This window comes from Pseudomonas sp. W2Oct36 (assembly GCF_041060465.1).
GTDB lineage: Bacteria > Pseudomonadota > Gammaproteobacteria > Pseudomonadales > Pseudomonadaceae > Aquipseudomonas > Aquipseudomonas graminis_B.
Genome location: NZ_JAUERW010000004.1, coordinates 22,683 through 39,774 on the forward strand (window position 1 = coordinate 22,683; position 17,092 = coordinate 39,774).

General features: G+C 61.4%; 15 protein-coding genes. 4 read left to right on the forward strand and 11 right to left on the reverse strand.

Translation table 11 applies throughout. The features are described from left to right. The first annotated feature begins 16 nt into the window (after positions 1-16). Together QWI18_RS07885 and QWI18_RS07890 are read left to right on the forward strand one after the other, a co-directional pair. Positions 17-484 (forward strand): flagella synthesis protein FlgN, encoded by a 468-nt coding sequence (locus tag QWI18_RS07885; RefSeq protein WP_065987254.1) that lies wholly within the window; start codon positions 17-19, stop codon positions 482-484. Positions 485-566: 82 nt separating this feature from the next. Further along, positions 567-1,307 carry a flagellar brake protein gene (locus QWI18_RS07890; protein WP_141695117.1) on the forward strand — a complete coding sequence of 247 codons (741 nt, stop codon included), beginning with the start codon at positions 567-569 and terminating at the stop codon, positions 1,305-1,307. 250 nt (positions 1,308-1,557) lie between these two features. Here the strand turns inward: QWI18_RS07890 and QWI18_RS07895 are convergent, their stop codons facing one another. Beyond that, the gene (locus QWI18_RS07895) at positions 1,558-3,036 is read right to left on the reverse strand and encodes an MFS transporter (RefSeq protein WP_369318571.1); all 1,479 of its coding nucleotides are present in this window, start codon (positions 3,034-3,036) and stop codon (positions 1,558-1,560) included. Positions 3,037-3,090: 54 nt separating this feature from the next. Then, positions 3,091-4,332, reverse strand: a complete 1,242-nt coding sequence (locus QWI18_RS07900) for a glutamine synthetase family protein (protein WP_369318695.1) — start codon at positions 4,330-4,332, stop codon at positions 3,091-3,093. Positions 4,333-4,686: 354 nt separating this feature from the next. Between QWI18_RS07900 and vioA the strand changes: the two genes are divergently transcribed. Further along, positions 4,687-5,805, forward strand: a complete 1,119-nt coding sequence (gene vioA / locus QWI18_RS07905; RefSeq protein ID WP_369318572.1) for a dTDP-4-amino-4,6-dideoxy-D-glucose aminotransferase VioA — start codon at positions 4,687-4,689, stop codon at positions 5,803-5,805. Positions 5,806-5,882: 77 nt separating this feature from the next. Beyond that, on the forward strand, positions 5,883-9,413 hold the full coding sequence (locus tag QWI18_RS07910) for a glycosyltransferase (RefSeq protein WP_369318573.1): 3,531 nt from the start codon (positions 5,883-5,885) through the stop codon (positions 9,411-9,413). Positions 9,414-9,491: 78 nt separating this feature from the next. On the opposite strand, the gene QWI18_RS07915 is transcribed toward QWI18_RS07910, so the two are convergent. The 9 genes from QWI18_RS07915 to QWI18_RS07955 all read right to left on the reverse strand — a co-directional run bounded on the left by QWI18_RS07915 (position 9,492) and on the right by QWI18_RS07955 (position 17,053). Beyond that, the gene (locus QWI18_RS07915; protein ID WP_369318574.1) at positions 9,492-10,511 is read right to left on the reverse strand and encodes a ketoacyl-ACP synthase III; all 1,020 of its coding nucleotides are present in this window, start codon (positions 10,509-10,511) and stop codon (positions 9,492-9,494) included. A gap of 7 nt (positions 10,512-10,518) precedes the next feature. After that, a complete protein-coding gene (locus tag QWI18_RS07920) occupies positions 10,519-11,160 on the reverse strand; it encodes an acetyltransferase (RefSeq protein WP_369318575.1) in 642 nt (213 codons plus the stop codon). Continuing rightward, a complete protein-coding gene (locus QWI18_RS07925; RefSeq protein ID WP_192130010.1) occupies positions 11,157-11,918 on the reverse strand; it encodes an SDR family oxidoreductase in 762 nt (253 codons plus the stop codon). The genes QWI18_RS07920 and QWI18_RS07925 overlap by 4 nt, the downstream gene beginning before the upstream one ends. Beyond that, positions 11,919-13,022: a 3-oxoacyl-ACP synthase III family protein gene (locus tag QWI18_RS07930; RefSeq protein ID WP_192130009.1), complete on the reverse strand. Its 1,104-nt coding sequence runs from the start codon at positions 13,020-13,022 to the stop codon at positions 11,919-11,921. Then, a complete protein-coding gene (locus QWI18_RS07935; protein ID WP_296311666.1) occupies positions 13,019-14,089 on the reverse strand; it encodes an aromatic ring-hydroxylating dioxygenase subunit alpha in 1,071 nt (356 codons plus the stop codon). The genes QWI18_RS07930 and QWI18_RS07935 overlap by 4 nt, the downstream gene beginning before the upstream one ends. A 112-nt stretch (positions 14,090-14,201) precedes the next feature. Then, complete coding sequence (locus QWI18_RS07940) at positions 14,202-14,408, reverse strand: acyl carrier protein (protein WP_065987337.1); 207 nt, start codon at positions 14,406-14,408, stop codon at positions 14,202-14,204. 376 nt (positions 14,409-14,784) lie between these two features. Further along, positions 14,785-15,495, reverse strand: a complete 711-nt coding sequence (locus QWI18_RS07945; RefSeq protein ID WP_369318576.1) for a class I SAM-dependent methyltransferase — start codon at positions 15,493-15,495, stop codon at positions 14,785-14,787. Positions 15,496-15,629: 134 nt separating this feature from the next. Next, positions 15,630-16,529, reverse strand: coding sequence for a phytanoyl-CoA dioxygenase family protein (locus QWI18_RS07950; RefSeq protein ID WP_369318577.1), 900 nt, complete (start codon positions 16,527-16,529; stop codon positions 15,630-15,632). Continuing rightward, the gene (locus QWI18_RS07955; protein WP_192130006.1) at positions 16,475-17,053 is read right to left on the reverse strand and encodes a methyltransferase domain-containing protein; all 579 of its coding nucleotides are present in this window, start codon (positions 17,051-17,053) and stop codon (positions 16,475-16,477) included. Before QWI18_RS07955 ends, QWI18_RS07950 begins: the two co-directional genes overlap by 55 nt. Between the last annotated feature and the right edge of the window lie 39 nt (positions 17,054-17,092).

Sequence of the window (17,092 nt, forward strand, 5' to 3'; positions counted from 1 at the left end):
AACACCAGGGCATGCGATGCAAGACACTACATTGCTTCAACTGATCACGGACGACATTGCGCCAACCCGGCATCTGCTGGACATCCTGAAGGCCGAGTCAGTGGCGCTTCACGGGCGCAATATGGTCGAGATGGAACACATCCTGGCGCAGAAACAGGCGCTGGTGATCGTGCTCGAGCAGCATGGACGCCGACGTACCCAGCTGATGACCAGCCTGGGTCTGCCCGCCAATCGTGCGGGACTCGAAGAAGTGGCGAAACATTCGTCAGTGGGTGAAGCCCTGTTAACCGCAGGTGATGAACTCAGCACACTGATGAGTGAATGCCAGGCCGCCAACGAACAGAACGGCAGCCTTATCCAGCTCCAGCAACTCACCACGGCACAGCAGTTGAGGATTCTCAACGGCGGCGATACCCCGACGCTGTATGACAGCCGCGGTTCGACGTCGGGCAAGGCCAGGCCACGTCCGCTCAGCCAGGCGTAAGTTCTTGTATCAAGGTGCGCACCGTGGTGGCAATATGCCGCACGCTGAACGCTGCCGTTATTTGCCTGGAGATGGATAGACCGTGAATGCCTCAAGCGCGGAAGATGTTCCGCAGCCCCCGAAGGTACTGACCACCCCGTTGGAAATCGCCGCCAATCTGCGGCTGCTGATGGAAAGTCATGACCCGTTGATCATCACGTTTCACGAGCGCACCCAGCGGTTTCAGAGCTACGTGATCGACGTCAATCGCGACACCAACGAGATGATTTTCGACGAGATGATCCCCCGTGACGGTGAGCGTTTCCTCGCCAGCGGTGAGCCCTTCCGGGTCGAAGGTTTTCACGACGGCGTGCGCATCGCCTGGGAAAGCAAAGACCAACTGACCGTCATTGCAGAGCCGCGCAGCTATCGCGGGCCTCTGCCCCAAGAAGTCGTTTATCACCAGCGCCGCAACGCGTTCCGCGCGGCGCTCAAACTCGCGTCCCTGATCGATGTCGAGATCGGTGGCGACCGGCTTAAATTCCCGTTGCGCGGTAAGCTGCTGGATGTCTCCGCCACCGGCTGCAAGCTACGGTTTGAAGGCGATGTCTCGGAGCGCATGCAATTGGGTCAGGTCTATGAGCGGTTCATCGCTTCCCTGCCCTTCGGCAACATGACCACCCCGGTGGAACTGCGCCATCTGCACTTCGAAGAAAGAATCAACACTACATTCGCCGGTGTGCGCTTTCACAACATGAGTGGATTGGTGCAGCGCCAGGTCGAGCGTTTTGTGTATCAACTGCAGCGCGAAGCGCGACGCTTCGACAAAGACGACGATTTCTGACCGTTGTCGGTGGCTCGGCTGGCGTGTTTCAGGGCGTGCCGGCGGGTGAAGCAGGACCGTCCTCAGACGGGAATAGACGCTTGAGTACACCCTCAATTTTGCGGTGTAACGAAGGATGCCTTCCCGGCTAAAGCCAGTCCTACTGAGGGGACGCGGTGTGACAGTGGGACCGGCTCAGCCGGGAAGACGTCCTCGTGGCCACCCTCGGTTTTGCGGTGTCGCGGCGGTCTCGGGAGGGACCGCCCCCCCATCACAAAGGCCGATCCACCCCAACATCCCGACGCACCTCAACCGCCTCCTCCGGCCCAGCCGCACTAGGTTCAGCAGCCACTTCCTCATCCATAATCGCCACCGGCCGCACAACGCCCTCACCCGACGCCACAACCCGCTCCACCATCTCTGGCTGTACTTCTGCATCGGCCGCCGCATCCGGCGCAACCTCTGACGAAACCTCTGGCTCGGGCTCAACGTCCTGCATCTGATCCTGCACCACCTGTTCATCCACACGCGGGTCAAGGGCGACCACCAGCGGCGAGCTGGACATGCTGTCGGGCATTGCAATGTGGTGCAGCGGGGCGTCTTCGACCTGGTGCAGGTTGGTGACGGCTTTCGGACGGATACGCAGCACTAGCACCAGCGCCACGAAGCAGACAAAGGCATAGAGCATGTTGCTGCCGAACATCTTCATCAGCACGCCGGACACCAGCGGGCCGATACTCGCGCCGACGCCATAGGTCATCAGCAGCATGGCGGTCAGCGACACGCGCCGCTCGCCTTCGACGTGGTCGTTGGAAAACGCCACGGCCAACGGGTACAGCGAAAACTGCAGCAGGGATGCCAGGAAACCCACCGCCAGCAGCAGCTCCATCGGCACACTCGGGAGGATCGCCAGAGGCAGCGATGCCAGCACCAGCAAGCCGGCGACGCCACGGATCAGCCAGGCACGGTCATAGCGGTCCGAGAGTTTGCCCAGCGGGCCTTGCACGATAAGGCCCGCGCCGATGCAGCTGGCCATGAACAGACCGACATGCTCGGTGGACAGTCCCTGTTGCGCGGCATACAGCGGCGCCAGGCCGTAGAACGAGCCGATGATCATGCCGGCGCTCAACACCGTGGTCAGCGACTGCGGCACACGGCGCATGAAGAACAGCGGCTCCAGCGGTGCCGGGTGCATGGGCGCCGGGTGAATGCTGCGGGTCATTGCCACCGGCACCAGGCACAGCGCAAAGCACATCGCCACGAGCATCAGCAGTTCAGGGCCGAGCTGCGGGTGGATGACCAGAATCAGCTGGCCGAGCACCAGCCCCAGGTACGAGGCGATCATGTAAAGGCTGAACACGGTACCGCGCTGCTTGGGCGAGGCCTGCTCGTTGAGCCAGCTCTCGATGACCATGTACTGGCACATCATGCCCAGGCCGACGATCATCCGCAGGAAGATCCACGCCGGGAGATAGTCGAACAGCCCGTGGCCCAGCACCGCGGCGCCGACGATACCGGCGCACGTGGCGTACGCACGGATGTGCCCGATCCGGCCGATCAGCCGGTGGCCGATCTTGCCGCCCAGGGCCAGACCGACATAGTTCGCCGCCATCAACGCACCCACCCACAGGCCATCGACCTGATCGGCGGCCAGACGCAAGGCAAGGTAGGTGCTGAGCAGGCCCGAGCCGATCAACATCATCAGCGAGGCAAAATACAGCGCTCGAAAGGACTTCCAGATTTGGCGCATAGCTTTCCAAAAGACGGAAACCCTCGGTTTCAGAGGATTTCCGAACAGCGATTCTTAAGCCTGAGCGGCCAGAATGCGGCGCTCCCAGGGGGTGATTTCGTTGAAGAAGCTGGTCAGTTCCAGGGTCTTCGACGCGACGTAGCCTTCGATGAATTCGGCACCAAACAGTTCCTTGGCCAACGTGCTGCGAGTCAGACGTTCCAAGGCAGCGTGCAAGGTACATGGCAACGACAGATTATCGGGCACGACGAACTCACCTTGAATCGGTGGCGACGGTTCGAGCCTGTGCTCAATACCATGAAGCCCCGCAGCCAGACTGGCCGCAATGGCCAGATACGGGTTGGCGTCGGCGCCGGGCAGACGGTTCTCGACCCGACGGGCGACCGGTGCGCTGGCCGGAATGCGCAGGCCCGCCGCGCGGTTGTCGTGGGACCAGCAAGCATTGTTCGGCGAAGCAAACGGATGGCACAGGCGCTGATAGGAATTGACGTTCGGCGCGAACAGCGCGGTGAAGTCGGCCATCGCCGCCTGCTGCCCACCGATGAAGTGATGGAACAGCTCGGTGGCCTCGCCCTGATCGTCGCTGAAGATGTTCCGGCCGGTGGCGGTCTCGACCACGCTCTGGTGAATGTGCATTGAGCTGCCGGGGGTGTGCGCCAGCGGTTTGGCCATGCACACCACGATCAAGCCGTGCTTGAGCGCGACCTCCTTGAGCATGTGCTTGAACAGGAACGTCTGGTCGGCCAGCAACAGCGGGTCGCCGTGCAGCAGATTGATCTCGAACTGGCTGACGCCCATCTCGTGCATGACGGTGTCGCGGGGCAGACCCAGCGCCGCCATGCAGGCATAGACCTCTTTGAAGAACGGCCTCAGGCCGTTGTTGGAAGTGATGCTGAACGCCGACTGGCCGTCTTCGCGACGACCGTCCAGACCGACCGGCGGCTGGAAGGGCTGGCTTGGATCGGAGTTGGGCGCGAAGACAAAGAATTCCAGTTCGGTCGCCACCACCGGTGACCAGCCATGGCGGGCATAGCGGGCAATCACCGATTTGAGCTGACCGCGGGTGGACAGCGGTGACGGCTGGCCGTCGAGTTCGTCGGCGTCGCAGATCGCCAGGGCGCGCGGCTCATCGCTCCACGGCAGACGATGGGTCTGCTGCGGGTCGGCGATCAGGGCCAGGTCGCCGTCGTCGCTGCCGTAGAATTTCGACGGCGGGTAGCCGCCCATGATGCACTGCAGCAGCACACCCCGCGCCAGCTGCAACCGACGGCCTTCGAGAAAGCCCTCGCCGGACATCACCTTCCCTCGTGGCACGCCGTTCAGATCCGGCGTGACGCATTCAATTTCATCAATGCCCATCAGTCGCTGCGCGAGTGAATGGTGGTCATCGCTGCTCATGACTCAAATCCTTTTTCGTGGGGCACGCCGCAGTGCGGCAAGGCGTACAAAATAAGCGTCGGGCGTTCGGAATATCAAGCGCATCTTTGCAGCACGGCGGGTTGGCCGGGTTCTTGCTTTTTCGGTGCCATAGCGCCGCAAACGCCATTTCGATGACGGCGAGCGTTCGACGACGCCAGCCAACACAGCGCGGGCGTTCCGCCGTGCGTCCACGAGCACAGCCCGCAGCGCGTCAGAGAGCACAGGAAGCTTATGAGTAAAACGATCCCGGTCACCCAGCCTTTGCTGCCGCCGCTGGAAGAGTTCATGCCTTATCTGCAGCAGATATGGGACAGCAAGCGCCTGACCAACGCAGGCCCGTTCCATGAAAAGCTGGAGAAGGACCTGGCTGCGTACCTGGGCGTCGATCATTTGTGCCTGTTTTCCAACGGCACACTGGCGCTGCTGACCGCATTGCAGGCCTTGCGCGTGACTGGCGAAGTCATCACCACGCCCTACTCGTTTGTCGCCACCGCCCATTCGCTGCTGTGGAACGGGCTCAAACCGGTGTTCGTCGACATCGCGCCGGGCACCTTCAACCTCGACCCAGACCGCATCGAAGAGGCCATCACCCCGGCAACCACCGCGATCATGCCGGTGCATTGCTATGGCATGCCGTGTGACGTCGACCGCATTCAGCAGATCGCCGACCGTTATGGCCTGAAGGTGATTTACGACGCCGCTCACGCCTTCGGTGTGCAGCACCAGGGGCAGAGCCTGTTGCGCAACGGCGACCTGTCGGTGCTCAGCTTCCACGCCACCAAAGTCTTCAACACCTTCGAAGGCGGCGCGATCATCTGCCCCGACGCGAAGACCAAAAAGCGCATCGATTACCTGAAGAACTTCGGTTTTGCCGATGAAGTGACCGTCGTCGCCCCCGGCATCAACGGCAAGATGAGCGAGATCAACGCCGCGTTCGGCCTGTTGCAGCTCAACTACATCGACGGCGCGCTGGAACGCAGAAAGCAGATCGACACGATGTACCGTGAAGCCCTGACGCAGATACCCGGCATCGATTTGCTCTGGAGCCCCGGCGAGCACCACAACTATTCCTACTTCCCGGTGCTGGTGAGCGACGCCTTCCCCATCAGCCGCGACGCCTTGTTCGAGCGCTTTCGCGAGCAGGACATTCTGGTCCGGCGCTATTTCTATCCGCTGATCTCGTCGTTCCCGATGTACCGCAGCCTGGAGTCGGCCAAACCGGACCGCCTGCAGGTGGCGAGCGATGTGTCGAATCGGGTTCTATGCCTGCCGATCTTCGATAGCCTGACCCCGAATGAATTCGCCCGCATTATCGCGATCATGCAGACGGTGCTGGCCGAGCACCGCTGAGCCGCGCCCACATTCACATCGCCGGTCCGCACCCATGAGCGCAAACCGGCGCCCGTCATCCGTCGCAAGGTAACCCGATGAGCGCTTCACGCCTGGTCAGCATCGTCATTCCCGCCTACAAACCCACGTACTTCGAGTTGGCGCTGCGCAGCGCATTTGCCCAGGACTACGATCAGCTGGAGATCGTGATCTGCGACGACTGTCGTGACGGCGGCATTCGCGCGCTGGTGGATCAGTTGACGCCGGAAAGCCCGTTCCCGATTCGTTATTTCTTCAACGAACAGTCACTGGGCGAAGCGCTGAACGTCGCGCGCGGCATCAAGGAGGCGCGCGGCGCGTACATCAAGTTTCTCTACGATGACGACCTGCTGGAACCCGAGTGTGTCAGTGCGCTGGTCGAGCTGCTGCATGGCCATCCGGACATCACCCTCGCGGCGGCAACCCGTCGCCTGATCAACGAAAACGGCGAGTTCCTGCGGGAGAACATGCTGACGGTGTTCCCGTTCAAGGAAGACGTGGTCATCCACGGCCCGGAGCTGGTGGCCCTGCTGTCGGAACTGCCGTTGACGTTTATGGGCGAACCGAGTTCGGTGATGTGCCGGCGTGACAGCGCGCTCGCCTATGGCCAAGACCTGATGGCGCTCAAGGGTCTGCCGATCCACTGGCTTGGCGATATCACCCTGTACGTCAAACTGCTGCGTGAGGGCAATCTGGCGTTCATCAGCCGTCCGCTGTCGCGCTTTCGCATGACCGACACCCAGAGCAGCAGCATTGCGCGGGCCACGCCGCAGATCGCCAAAGAAGGTCACGCCAACTATTACCGCATCACCAAAGAGCTTGAGTGGCTTCGCCCGCTGGCCGACAACGGCGACGTCAAGGTCGCGCCGCTGCATGATCGGGAGAACTTCGTCCCCTTCAATCTGCGTGCTTGGTTCTTGCAGAAGTCGGCAACGGAGGTCCGCCACGACCAGATCCAGGAGTGGGCCTGGCAGCGTCGCCCCGCCGGGCCGCAGAAGCCGCACATCGTGCAGTACTTCCAGCAGCACAACGGCGCGCCGACCTTCGCGATCATCGTCTCAGATCTGCATAACCGCCAGCAGGCACTGGTCAAGACCCTGGTCAGTGTCGAGGCGGCCACCCGCGGCTGGATGCCGCCACGGGTGTTCGTGCTCTACGACGGCAGCCGCGAGACGCCGCAACAAGTGGCGGACAACCCGGCTGTGTATGTGCCGGTCACGGGGCGCAACTGCGCAGCGGCGCTCAACCGGCTGATGGATGAGCAAGGCTTCGACTGGTTTCTGATGCTCGATGCCGGCGCGACAGTCAATGTCGCCGGGCTGTTCAAAGCGGCGGTCAAAATCAGCGAAGGGCCGACCACCCGGGCCCTGTTCGCCGATGAAATTGCCCAGACCCAGGACGACACGTCGGAAGTCATGCTGCGGCCGGACTTCAGCCTCGATTACCTGCTCAGCTGCCCGGGGGTGACCAGCAAGCACTGGATCTTCAACCGCTACTCGGTCATTGATGCCGGGCGGTTCGATGCGCACTACCCCCAGGCGCTTGAACTGGACCTGATCCTGCGCCTGATCGAGCACGATGGCATGGGTGGCCTCGAACACATTGCCGAGCCCCTCGTCACCCATCAACCGCAAGCGCGGGAGTCGAACCTCGATGAAGCGCGAACGCTGCAGCGCCACTTGCTTGCCCGAGGCTATGAAAACGGCCAGGTGATCGAGACACGCCCTCGGCAGTACCAGATCAAGTACGGCCACGCGGGTCAGCCCAAGGTCTCGATCATCATTGCCACTCGGGACCAGATCCTGCTCCTGCAGCGTTGCGTCGAGAGCATTCTGGAAAAGACCACGTACCCGAATTACGAGATCCTCATCGTCGACAACGATAGCCAGACGTCTGAGGCCATTGACTGGCTGAACGGCGTCGCGGCCATGGGCCTGGAGCAGGTGCGGGTGTTGCGCCATCCGGGCGAATTCGACCGCTCGGCCCTCTACAACAGTGCGGCACGCGAGGCGACCGGCGATTACGTGTTGCTGCTCGACACCAGCACCGCGGTGTTGCACGGCGACTGGCTCGACAACCTGCTCAATCATGCGCAACGGCCCGAAGTCGGCATCGTCGGCGCAAAACTGCTGGCGCCGGACAACACGATCCGCCACGCGGGCCTGATCCTCGGCTTGCACGAGCCTGTCACCCCGATCTTCAGCGGCCAGAGCGGCGCCAGCGAGGGCTACATGCAGCGGCTGGCGGTGGATCAGAATTACAGCGCGGTCAGCGACGCCTGCCTGATGATCAGCCGGGCGCTGTTCGAAGCGGCGGACGGGCTGGATGGCGGTGAGCTGAACACCCGTTATCGCGGCGTCGACCTGTGCCTGCGGGTGAAGGAATCCGGGCGGTTGATTGTCTGGACGCCCCACGTGGTGCTGCTTCACGAACCCCGAGCTGAAGACAGTGCCCGGATCAAAGCACCAGACGAACAGGCAAACCCTGCGCTGTACCGCAAATGGCTGAAGTACATCGCCCATGACCCGGCGTACAACGACAACTTTTCGGCCCGCGCCCAGGGCTTGCAGCTCGAAATCAATACGGCACTGACCTGGCGGCCGCTGTCATGGCGGCCCGTGCCGATCGTGCTCTCGCACCTGAACGACCTCTGCCCGGCGAGCCAACGCCTGAACGGTGCGCTGGATACCCTCGCTGACGCACTGCTGATCGAGCCTGTGTCCGTGCCTGATGTCCTGACCCTCGGCGAGTTCGCCCGCCTGCGCCCGGAAGCAGTGATCCTCCAATGCCCCTCGAGCGAAGCGTCCCTTGACGACATCCGCACGATCAAGGCGCACACCCAGGCGCTGCGCCTCTGCGACATGGATCAATACCCGCCGTCAGCCGAGCGATTGCCCGGCGCGCCTTTAGCCCAACAACTGCGTGACGGTCTTCAGACCAGCCTTGCACTGATGGACAAGGTGGTGGTGTCCAGCCCAGGGCTGGCCAATGAACTGAGCGCGCTCCATCCGCACATCGAGGTCATCGAAACCCGCTTGAGCGAACGCTGGCAGCGGGTGCAGTGCCATTCGCTGCCCCATGACAAGCCACGGGTCGGCTGGGTCGGCACGCAGGCGGAAGTAAACGATCTGGCGCTGATTGCGGACGTGATCGAAGCATTCGCCGACCGGGTCGAGTGGATCATCATGGGCCCGTGCCCGCAGGCCCTGCGCCCTTATGTTCATGAATGGCGCAGCCCGGTGGAAGGTGTCCTGTATCCCGGCGTGCTGGCGTGTCTGGACCTGGACGTCGCCCTGATTCCCGCTGACCACGATGTGTTCGGCGAACACAGAAGCTGCCGCCTGGCGCTGGAGTTCGGCGCCTGTGGCTACCCGGTCATCGCCACCGACGTGCAGGGCCTGCGCAACAACCTGCCGCTGACGCGGGTGCAAAACACAACGGCCGCCTGGACCGACGCCATCGACCAGCACCTCAACGATCTGGACGAATCAAAACGACTCGGGCAGGCCTTGAAACAACGCGTGATGAGTGACTGGACGATGGATGAGGCGTATCTGCAGCGCTGGCGCCAGGTGTTGCTGGACCGCTGAATAAAGAAGGGCTCCTTCGTGGAGCCCTTTTTGTACCGGTGAACAGGCACTTTACGCGCTTGAGGGTGACCCATTCGATTACCAGCGAATCACGCACCCACCCCACGAATACCCCACGCCGAAACCCACCGCCGTGATCACGCTGCCGGGTTGCACCTGGCCTTTCTTCAGCGCCTCTTTCAGCGCGATAGGAATGCTGCACGACACCGTATTGCCGCAGTGCTTGAACTCGGTGATGAATTTCTCCGGCGGCAGCTTCAGCCGGCGGCGCAGGGCTTCGAGCATGAACTGGTTGGCCTGGTGAAAGACGAACAGGTCGGAATGTTCGACCGTGAATTGCTCGTCGAACAGGGAGGCGAACAACGCCGGGACCCGCGTCATGGAGAATTCGAAGATCGCCGGGCCGTTCATGTACAGGTCCGCGTCCGAACGGACATTGCCGCTGTCGTCTTCGTACTCGGCAGGCATCTGTTCGGGATCGAACGGCCGACGGGCAGCGCCCATGGGCACGATCAGGTTGTTCGCCCCGCCGCCGTCGCTGCCATAGCGAAAACGATCGAGGCAAGGCCCCTCCTCGTCCGACGCCTTGATCAACGTCGCAGCCGCCGCATCGCCGAACAGCGTGCGCACGCTCTTGTCCCGGGGGTTGATGTAGCGGCTGTAGGTTTCGGCGGTGATCAGCAGCACGTTCTTGCACTGTCCGGATTCGATGAAACCTTTGGCAATGCCCAGCCCGTAGATAAACCCCGAACAACCCTGATTGAAATCGAACGCGGCGCAGTGCTGCGGCAGTTGCAGGCGATGCTGCAGGATGCAGGCGGTGGCCGGGAGCATGTGATCGGGGCTTTGGGTGCAGTAGATCAGGCAGTCGATCTGCTCGCGCGGCGTGGCGCTGGTGGCGAAGAGTTTTTCGCAGGCGCGAAACGCGAGGTCCGAGGCGGTCTCGTCGTCGGCAACGATGTGCCGCTGACTGATCCCGGTCTTCTGGAAAATCTTGTCGACGTCCCACTCCGGAAATGCGTCGGCCAGCATCTGGTTGTCGAGCACGCGCTCAGGCAGTTCGTATTCGATCTCGGCGATTCGAGCGTAGGTAGGCATGTCGTTTTTATCCTGAGATGCACTTGGCCGGCACACCGAAAACCACGCTGCCGGGTTTGACCGCCCGCAGCACCACGCTGCCGGCGCCGACCACAGCCCCTTTGCCGACGCGCACCTTGGGCAGCACGGAGGCGCGCGAACCGAGGAACACTTCGTCTTCCAGCACCGCGCCGCCGGTCAGATCACAGTGCCCGCTGAGGGTCGAGAACTGGCCGATGACGGTGTCATGGCCGACGGTACACAGCGAATTGATCGTGACGAAATCGCCAACGACCAGGTCCACCGACAACACTGAAAACGGGCAAACCAGCACGCCCCGCCCGATGGTCACGTTCTCGCCGACGATCGCCGTGGGGTGAATCAGCGTGAAAAACGCCGCGCCCTTGGACAGCAGCTTTTCCACCACGTATTTCTTGTCAGCGGGCTTGCCGATGGCGCAGAGCAGCAGCTCATCGTCGGCCGGTTCGTAGGCGTCGATGGTCGAGATAATGTCGGCGTAATGACTGAAGCGATTGAGGGACAGGCTGCCATCATCGATGAAGCCGCCGATGACGTAATCCGGGTTGTGCTCGACCCAGTCCTTGAGCCAGGAATGGACCTCCCGGCCCAGACCGCCTGCGCCAACGATAAGGAGTTTTTTGGTGTTCATTCGACCAGGTACCCTCCATCGACAACCAGCGAAGTACCCGTGACCCAGCGCGCGGCCGGTGACAGCAGATAATTGACGGCGTAGGCCACGTCCAGCGGATGACCGAGCCCCAGCGGATGTTTGCGTTCGATGGCGGCCATGGCGTCTTCGCCGACCAGGCCTTCGAGCTTCTGCGCCATTTCGGTCTTGATCACGCCAGGTGCGATGGCGTTGACGCGGATGCCTTCCCGCGCCAGCTCAAGGGCGGCGGCGCGGACCATGGATTCGACCGCGCCCTTGCTCGCGCAGTAACCGATCAACGCGGGTTGAGCGACCTGAGCCATGACCGAGGACAGCATGACGATGCTCGACGGGTTGCGGCACACGCCTTTTTGCCGGAACGCCTTGATCAGGGAAAACCCGGACGTGACGTTGGTGGCAAAGATGGTTTCCCAGTGGTCCAGGCCCATGGCCCGAATCGGCAACGGTAATTGCACGCCCGCGGCATGCACCAGACCGTCGAACGGCGAGCCATTGCGGGACAGGCCTTTCAGCCAGGCGGAAACATCGCCGCCACCCAGAAAATCGAACACCTCGACCGAGTGACCTTCGCCGTGCAGCTGGCTGAGGGTTTCCTCCAGGCGCTGAGTGTCACGGGCCACGGCGACGATGCGCGCGCCCTGCCGGCTCAGCCAGATGGCGACTTCACGGCCGATCCCGGAGGACGCGCCCGTGACCAGGATGGACATGCCATCCAGTGAGAAAGGATTGCTCTGCACTTACGCCTCGCTACTGTCTGTGCCGACCAGGGTCAGCGGGCTGATCCACGTGTTGTCGAGATCGACGACGCACCCGGCCCACGAATACCCCACGCCGAAACCGGCGAGCAGGTGCTGGCCGTGCAGGGTCGATCCGCTGTCGGCCGTGGCCGCGTTGGCGCTGAGACTCAACGCCAGGGGAATCGACGCGCTGCTGGTGTTGCCGACGTTCTGCAGATTGAGCACGACCTTTTCCGCCGGCAATTTAGTCTTCTTCGCCAGGTGCTCCAGCATGAAGCGGTTGGCTTGGTGGAACACATAGTTGTCGATGGGGCGTTGCTGCTCCTCGGCGTGTTGTTCCAGCGTACGCACCAGCCCCGGCACGCGGGCCAGGGTGAAGGCGAAGATCTCGGTGCCGTTCATGTACAGGTCGAACGGCCCGCGCACGTTGTCTTCACGGGTGGAGCCATCGGCCCCCTTGCGGTCACGAAACCCGCCGCCGGGGACGATGAGGTTCTTCTCGCCACGGCCGTCGGTGCCGAGCACGAACGGTACGCCCGCAACAGTACTGTCGTGGTCGAGGAGCGTGGCGGAACCGGCATCGCCAAACAGCGCGGCCACCGAGCGATCACCCGGCGCCACCAGTTTGCTGATGGTGTCGCCGACCAATAGCAACACCCGTCGGCTGCCGCCACCGGCGATCATCGCCGAGGCCATCCACAGCCCGTAGACGTAACCCGAACACCCCATGTTCACGTCGAGCGCTGCGGTGGTCACCGGCAATCCAAGGCGCCGCTGCAAGGTGCAGGCGGTGGCCGGGAGCACGTAGTCCGGGGTCTGGGTGATGAAGATCAGCGTGTCGATGGACGACTTGTCGATGCCCATATCAGCCAACAGACGCTCGGCCGCCTCGACACACAGGTCCGAGGTGCACTGGTCCTGCACCACATGCCGGCGTTCGATGCCGGTGCTGGCCATGATCTTGGCGATGCTCTCGTCGCCGAAGCGCCCGGCCAGGTCAGCGACATCTGCCACGGCCTTGGGCAGCGCGCAGGCGATGCCCCTGATTTTGACGTTGGCAATGCTGCGCACTGCGTCAGCGTTACTGCCCGTGACGCTACTCATACCCGTTCCTCGCCAACCGTTGTAGCGGCACCGGCCTGTCGTGCCCACTCCGCGCAGGACGCCCGAAAATGCAGAAGCTTGGCTTCCAGCGAGCTGTAATAACGCGGGGCATGCCAGGACCAGGTGTCGCCAGGAATTCTCTTGCAGATAGTGTGATCTTCTTCAAACACGGTCCGGTTGTTGTCGGCCGTGGAGGTCATGAACGTGGACACGATCTCGTCGTATCGCTCGGACGCGGCCCGCAGCGGGTACAGCTGGCTGGTGAACCAGGTCCGGTCGGGTTGGCCAGAAGGAAAGAAATTCTGCATCGACCACGAATAACCGTAGGTCGAGGACAGCATCGAAAACGGATACAGAAAAAGGCTCACGTACCCTGCGTAGGCCTCCCGAGGGGCGAAAAAGCGCGACAGGCTTTGCAGCCGTCGGGCGACTTTTTCATTCTCTACCGGGGCGTACCAGATGGAGTTCTCGCCGTAGAACACATTCTCGCCGATGCCCAGTTTCAGGGTCGCCAGGGTGTCCCGGTGCACGAGGGGGATGTGGTACGGCTCGAGGGCGTTTTCCAGGGAAATTGGCCAGTCGGCTTCGAAAACGTAGCGATTGAAGTCCGCAGGCTTGTTCAAATTCGGCGTTGTCTGCTCAAGCAGCGTGAAGATGTGCTGACCCAACTGGTCAAGCAGCGACGCCCGGGGCTCGATGGCAAAAAACACCAGCTCGCCGCAGGTCGCCAACTTGAAGAAGTTCAGGCTGGCGCTGCCGATGTCACAGCCGACAAAACGCTTGGCGTCCGGGATGCGCAGCTGTCCGGCGGCGTAGTTCCAGCCGTGGTAGGGACACAGGATCCGCTGCTGGCCGGCGTCTTCGGTGAAAAACCGCGTCCCTCGGTGGGGGCAGCGGTTGTCGAAGGCGATCAGATTGCCCGCATCGTTGAACACCACGACTTCGAAATCCAGCACGTTGAAGCGCACAAAATCCTTGTCGTCGGCCACCTGCGACTTCAGGCAAAGCGGATGCCAGTAGGCTTTCACCAAGTCCGGCGCGATCCGTTGTGAGGCTGTGCACGTCATGAGTCTGTCCAGAAAACGGGGGACACGCTTCAGAGCGCCACACCGAGGGCCGCATGGCTGCCCGGATGATGAAACGCTTACGCCTGGAAGCGCTGGATTCGGATACCGGGGGTTATTCCGAAACGAGCGTAATGACGTCCCGGACGGTTTCGCACTTGTTCAGGCGCGAAGCCGAAATCGTTTTCTCCAGGCGCTCGTCGACCAGGGCCATGAAGGTGACCAGGGCAATCGAATCCCAGTCCAGCGGCTGGTCGACCTTGAGGGTGCCCTCATCGGCTTCCATCGCTTCTTCGATCAGCGCGACGACTTGCTCTTCCAGTGCCACTGCTTGCTCTACCATCTCTCGCCACTCCACAGAACTTGATCGGACGCCTTCGCCGATGCGTGGTGGGACTGAAGCAAGTTCCGAACCAGAACCCGAAAAGCAGGTGGCGGAGCCCTGAATACAAGGGCTGCAGGCCATGTGAGTAAAAACGCGGAATTCAGGCGAGACAAAAAAACGGCGCGCTTGAGATGCGACCAGGCCGTTGTATCTGGATTGACTGCAGCCAACGACGTAGGTCAGGCGTTCTGCGATCAATTGTGGGAGCGAGCTTGCTCGCGAAGACGCCGGTACACCCCGTCAATCTCCAGCGGCGAAATGCCGTCTTTGCAGGCCACTATTGTGGCCCGCGCTGGATCAGCGCCCACCGTCATTACTCTGCAGTTCTTTCGTCACCGATTGTCGCGCCACGCATGTGAAACACCAGCATCGTGCCTTCGATGTGGTACAGCTCCAGACTGCCAGCCAGCTCTTCCAGGTAGCGAGTCAGCTCCGGGAATTGCGGGTTACCGTAGTCGTGCCAGACGATGCAACTGCTGTCGCCACCCAGCATCTTCAGCGAGTTTTCGGTGTCGCGCTTGACGTACTCATACTCGTGGTTGGCATCGACGAAGATGAAGTCGAACTTGCCCGCGTAGGGCGACGGATCGAAGGCCATGGAGTCCTGCAGAATCTGCCGAACCATTGCCTTCTTCGGCGACTGATTGTACTTGCGGCTCGACAGCACGGCCTTTTCGGCAAGCAGTTTGTCATCGCCCTGGAACACGATACCGTCGGTGTCCGGCAGGTCCAGCGTGTAAATGCGTGGCTCGCTGTCGCCGTTGTCCGGCAGGTCTTCCAGCACCAATCGGGTGGTGCGCCCGTCGAAGGTGCCGAACTCGAAGACGAAGTCCGGCTTGATGGCGCGGACCAGCTTGAGCAGCATGACCGACTCAAATGCCGTCAGGCTGCCTGCGCCGTCGGCGGGGGGCATGAAGAATTTGACCTCTTCTTCCCGGCCGTCCTCGATGCTCAGCACACGGTAGGGCCGAATGTGCATCAGCGCTGAAGGGGCGTACGTCCGGGTCGCGAGACAGGTATCCATTTTCTCTCCTCAAGTCGGGTCTGGCGCTGAGCAATGCGCGGTGCGCAGAGGCCGATAAGCCTCGTCAGCTTTAACAATGTTCGGGGTCAATAACGACTGATCACGGCAACGCGCGAACCGTACGCCGCATTGAGTCATTCGGTGGTACCGCTCGCCCTGTGTACGGCGTCGGCCTTCAACTGCGCCAGTTCTTTCTCGTAGTTAACGATTTTCAGAATGCGCGAGTTAACGAAGTGGCGGGTGATGTCCTTCGGCGAAAAAAAGACATCGGTCTGCCATTCGCCGCAGATGAGTTCTTGCCCGGTAGGGTCGTCGGCCGGCTGAATAATCATGTCGGCCAAGATGCGATCAACCCCTGAAATATTCGGTCCCGACTCATGCCACAGGCGACTGTCCATGATCACGAAATCGCCCGGCGCCAGTTCGGGGGTGACGGTCGGCCACTGCACATCGAAACTAGCTGGATTGATTTCACCGGCATCGCCGAGCGAGCCCAAGGCATGGGAGCCCACATGAAAAGTCATGCCGCCGTTGTCTTTGTTCACCGCACTGATTGCCACAAAAACGCTGCACTTGTTGCTATTGCCAGCGTGATAACAACTGTCCTGGTGCAGGAACACTTTGTTGGCACTCAGCGCGTCTTTGATGACAAAGCGATGGTTATACAACGCGATGTGCTCGCCCATGAGCGGTTTGAGCGTCGAGGCAAAAACCGGCTCGCGGTACATGTGCGCGAGGCCTTCAGGCAATTGTTCGTTGAGCGATACCGGGTTGGCGCGATTGACGTCCCGCCCCTTTTCCAGCACCTCCCTGTAAAAACGTTTCCACTCGTTCTGCCATGCATCAACCACGTCCCGGGGCACGGCATTACGCACCACAAAAACGCCCGTCTTGCGAAACACGTCAACGTCGAATGCCTCGGACGAGAGCCGGGGAATCAGCGCGTCGAGGGATTTCACGCTGTTGTGCACGGCGTTGTTCATATGAAGCGGAACGTCAGTTCGCTGTCTTTGGTTTCCTTGAACTTGTTGCAACGGGCAAGGACGTTATACCGAATCGGGAACAGTTCACGGTCCGGGGATTCAAGGATATCGATCTCGACGATATCGAAATCGCGCAGCAACGCATTCCAGCCATGTTCGGTGATGCGCCAGCAGTCCGGGCTCGGGCCATGGATGCGCCAGTTCAGCGGTGCGGAAATCAGCAAATAACCCTCGTGTTTGAGGATGCGGCGAATTTCCTTGATGGTGTCGAACGGGTTCAGCGTGTGCTCGATGACTTCCATACAGACGACGCAGTCATAGGCGCTGTCGGCAATGAATTCGTTCTTGCGGGTTATATCGCCAACAAGGGTCGGGCCATAAGTGTCAACGATGTCGAAGGTATCAACGGCAAACTGGGTGAAGCTTTCCCTGACCAGCGAACGTTCCTGGGGGCCGACTTCCAATAAACGTCCGGTCTGTTCGTGGAGCAACTCGGCGGTCTTCTTGACGAAGTGCTGCAGGTGATCACGGGCCAGCTGGAAGGTGTCGTTATCGAATTTCGAAGGTGTCGCCATGATAAGTCCCGCTGTCTGCCTGGGGCAGTGATTGGAAGA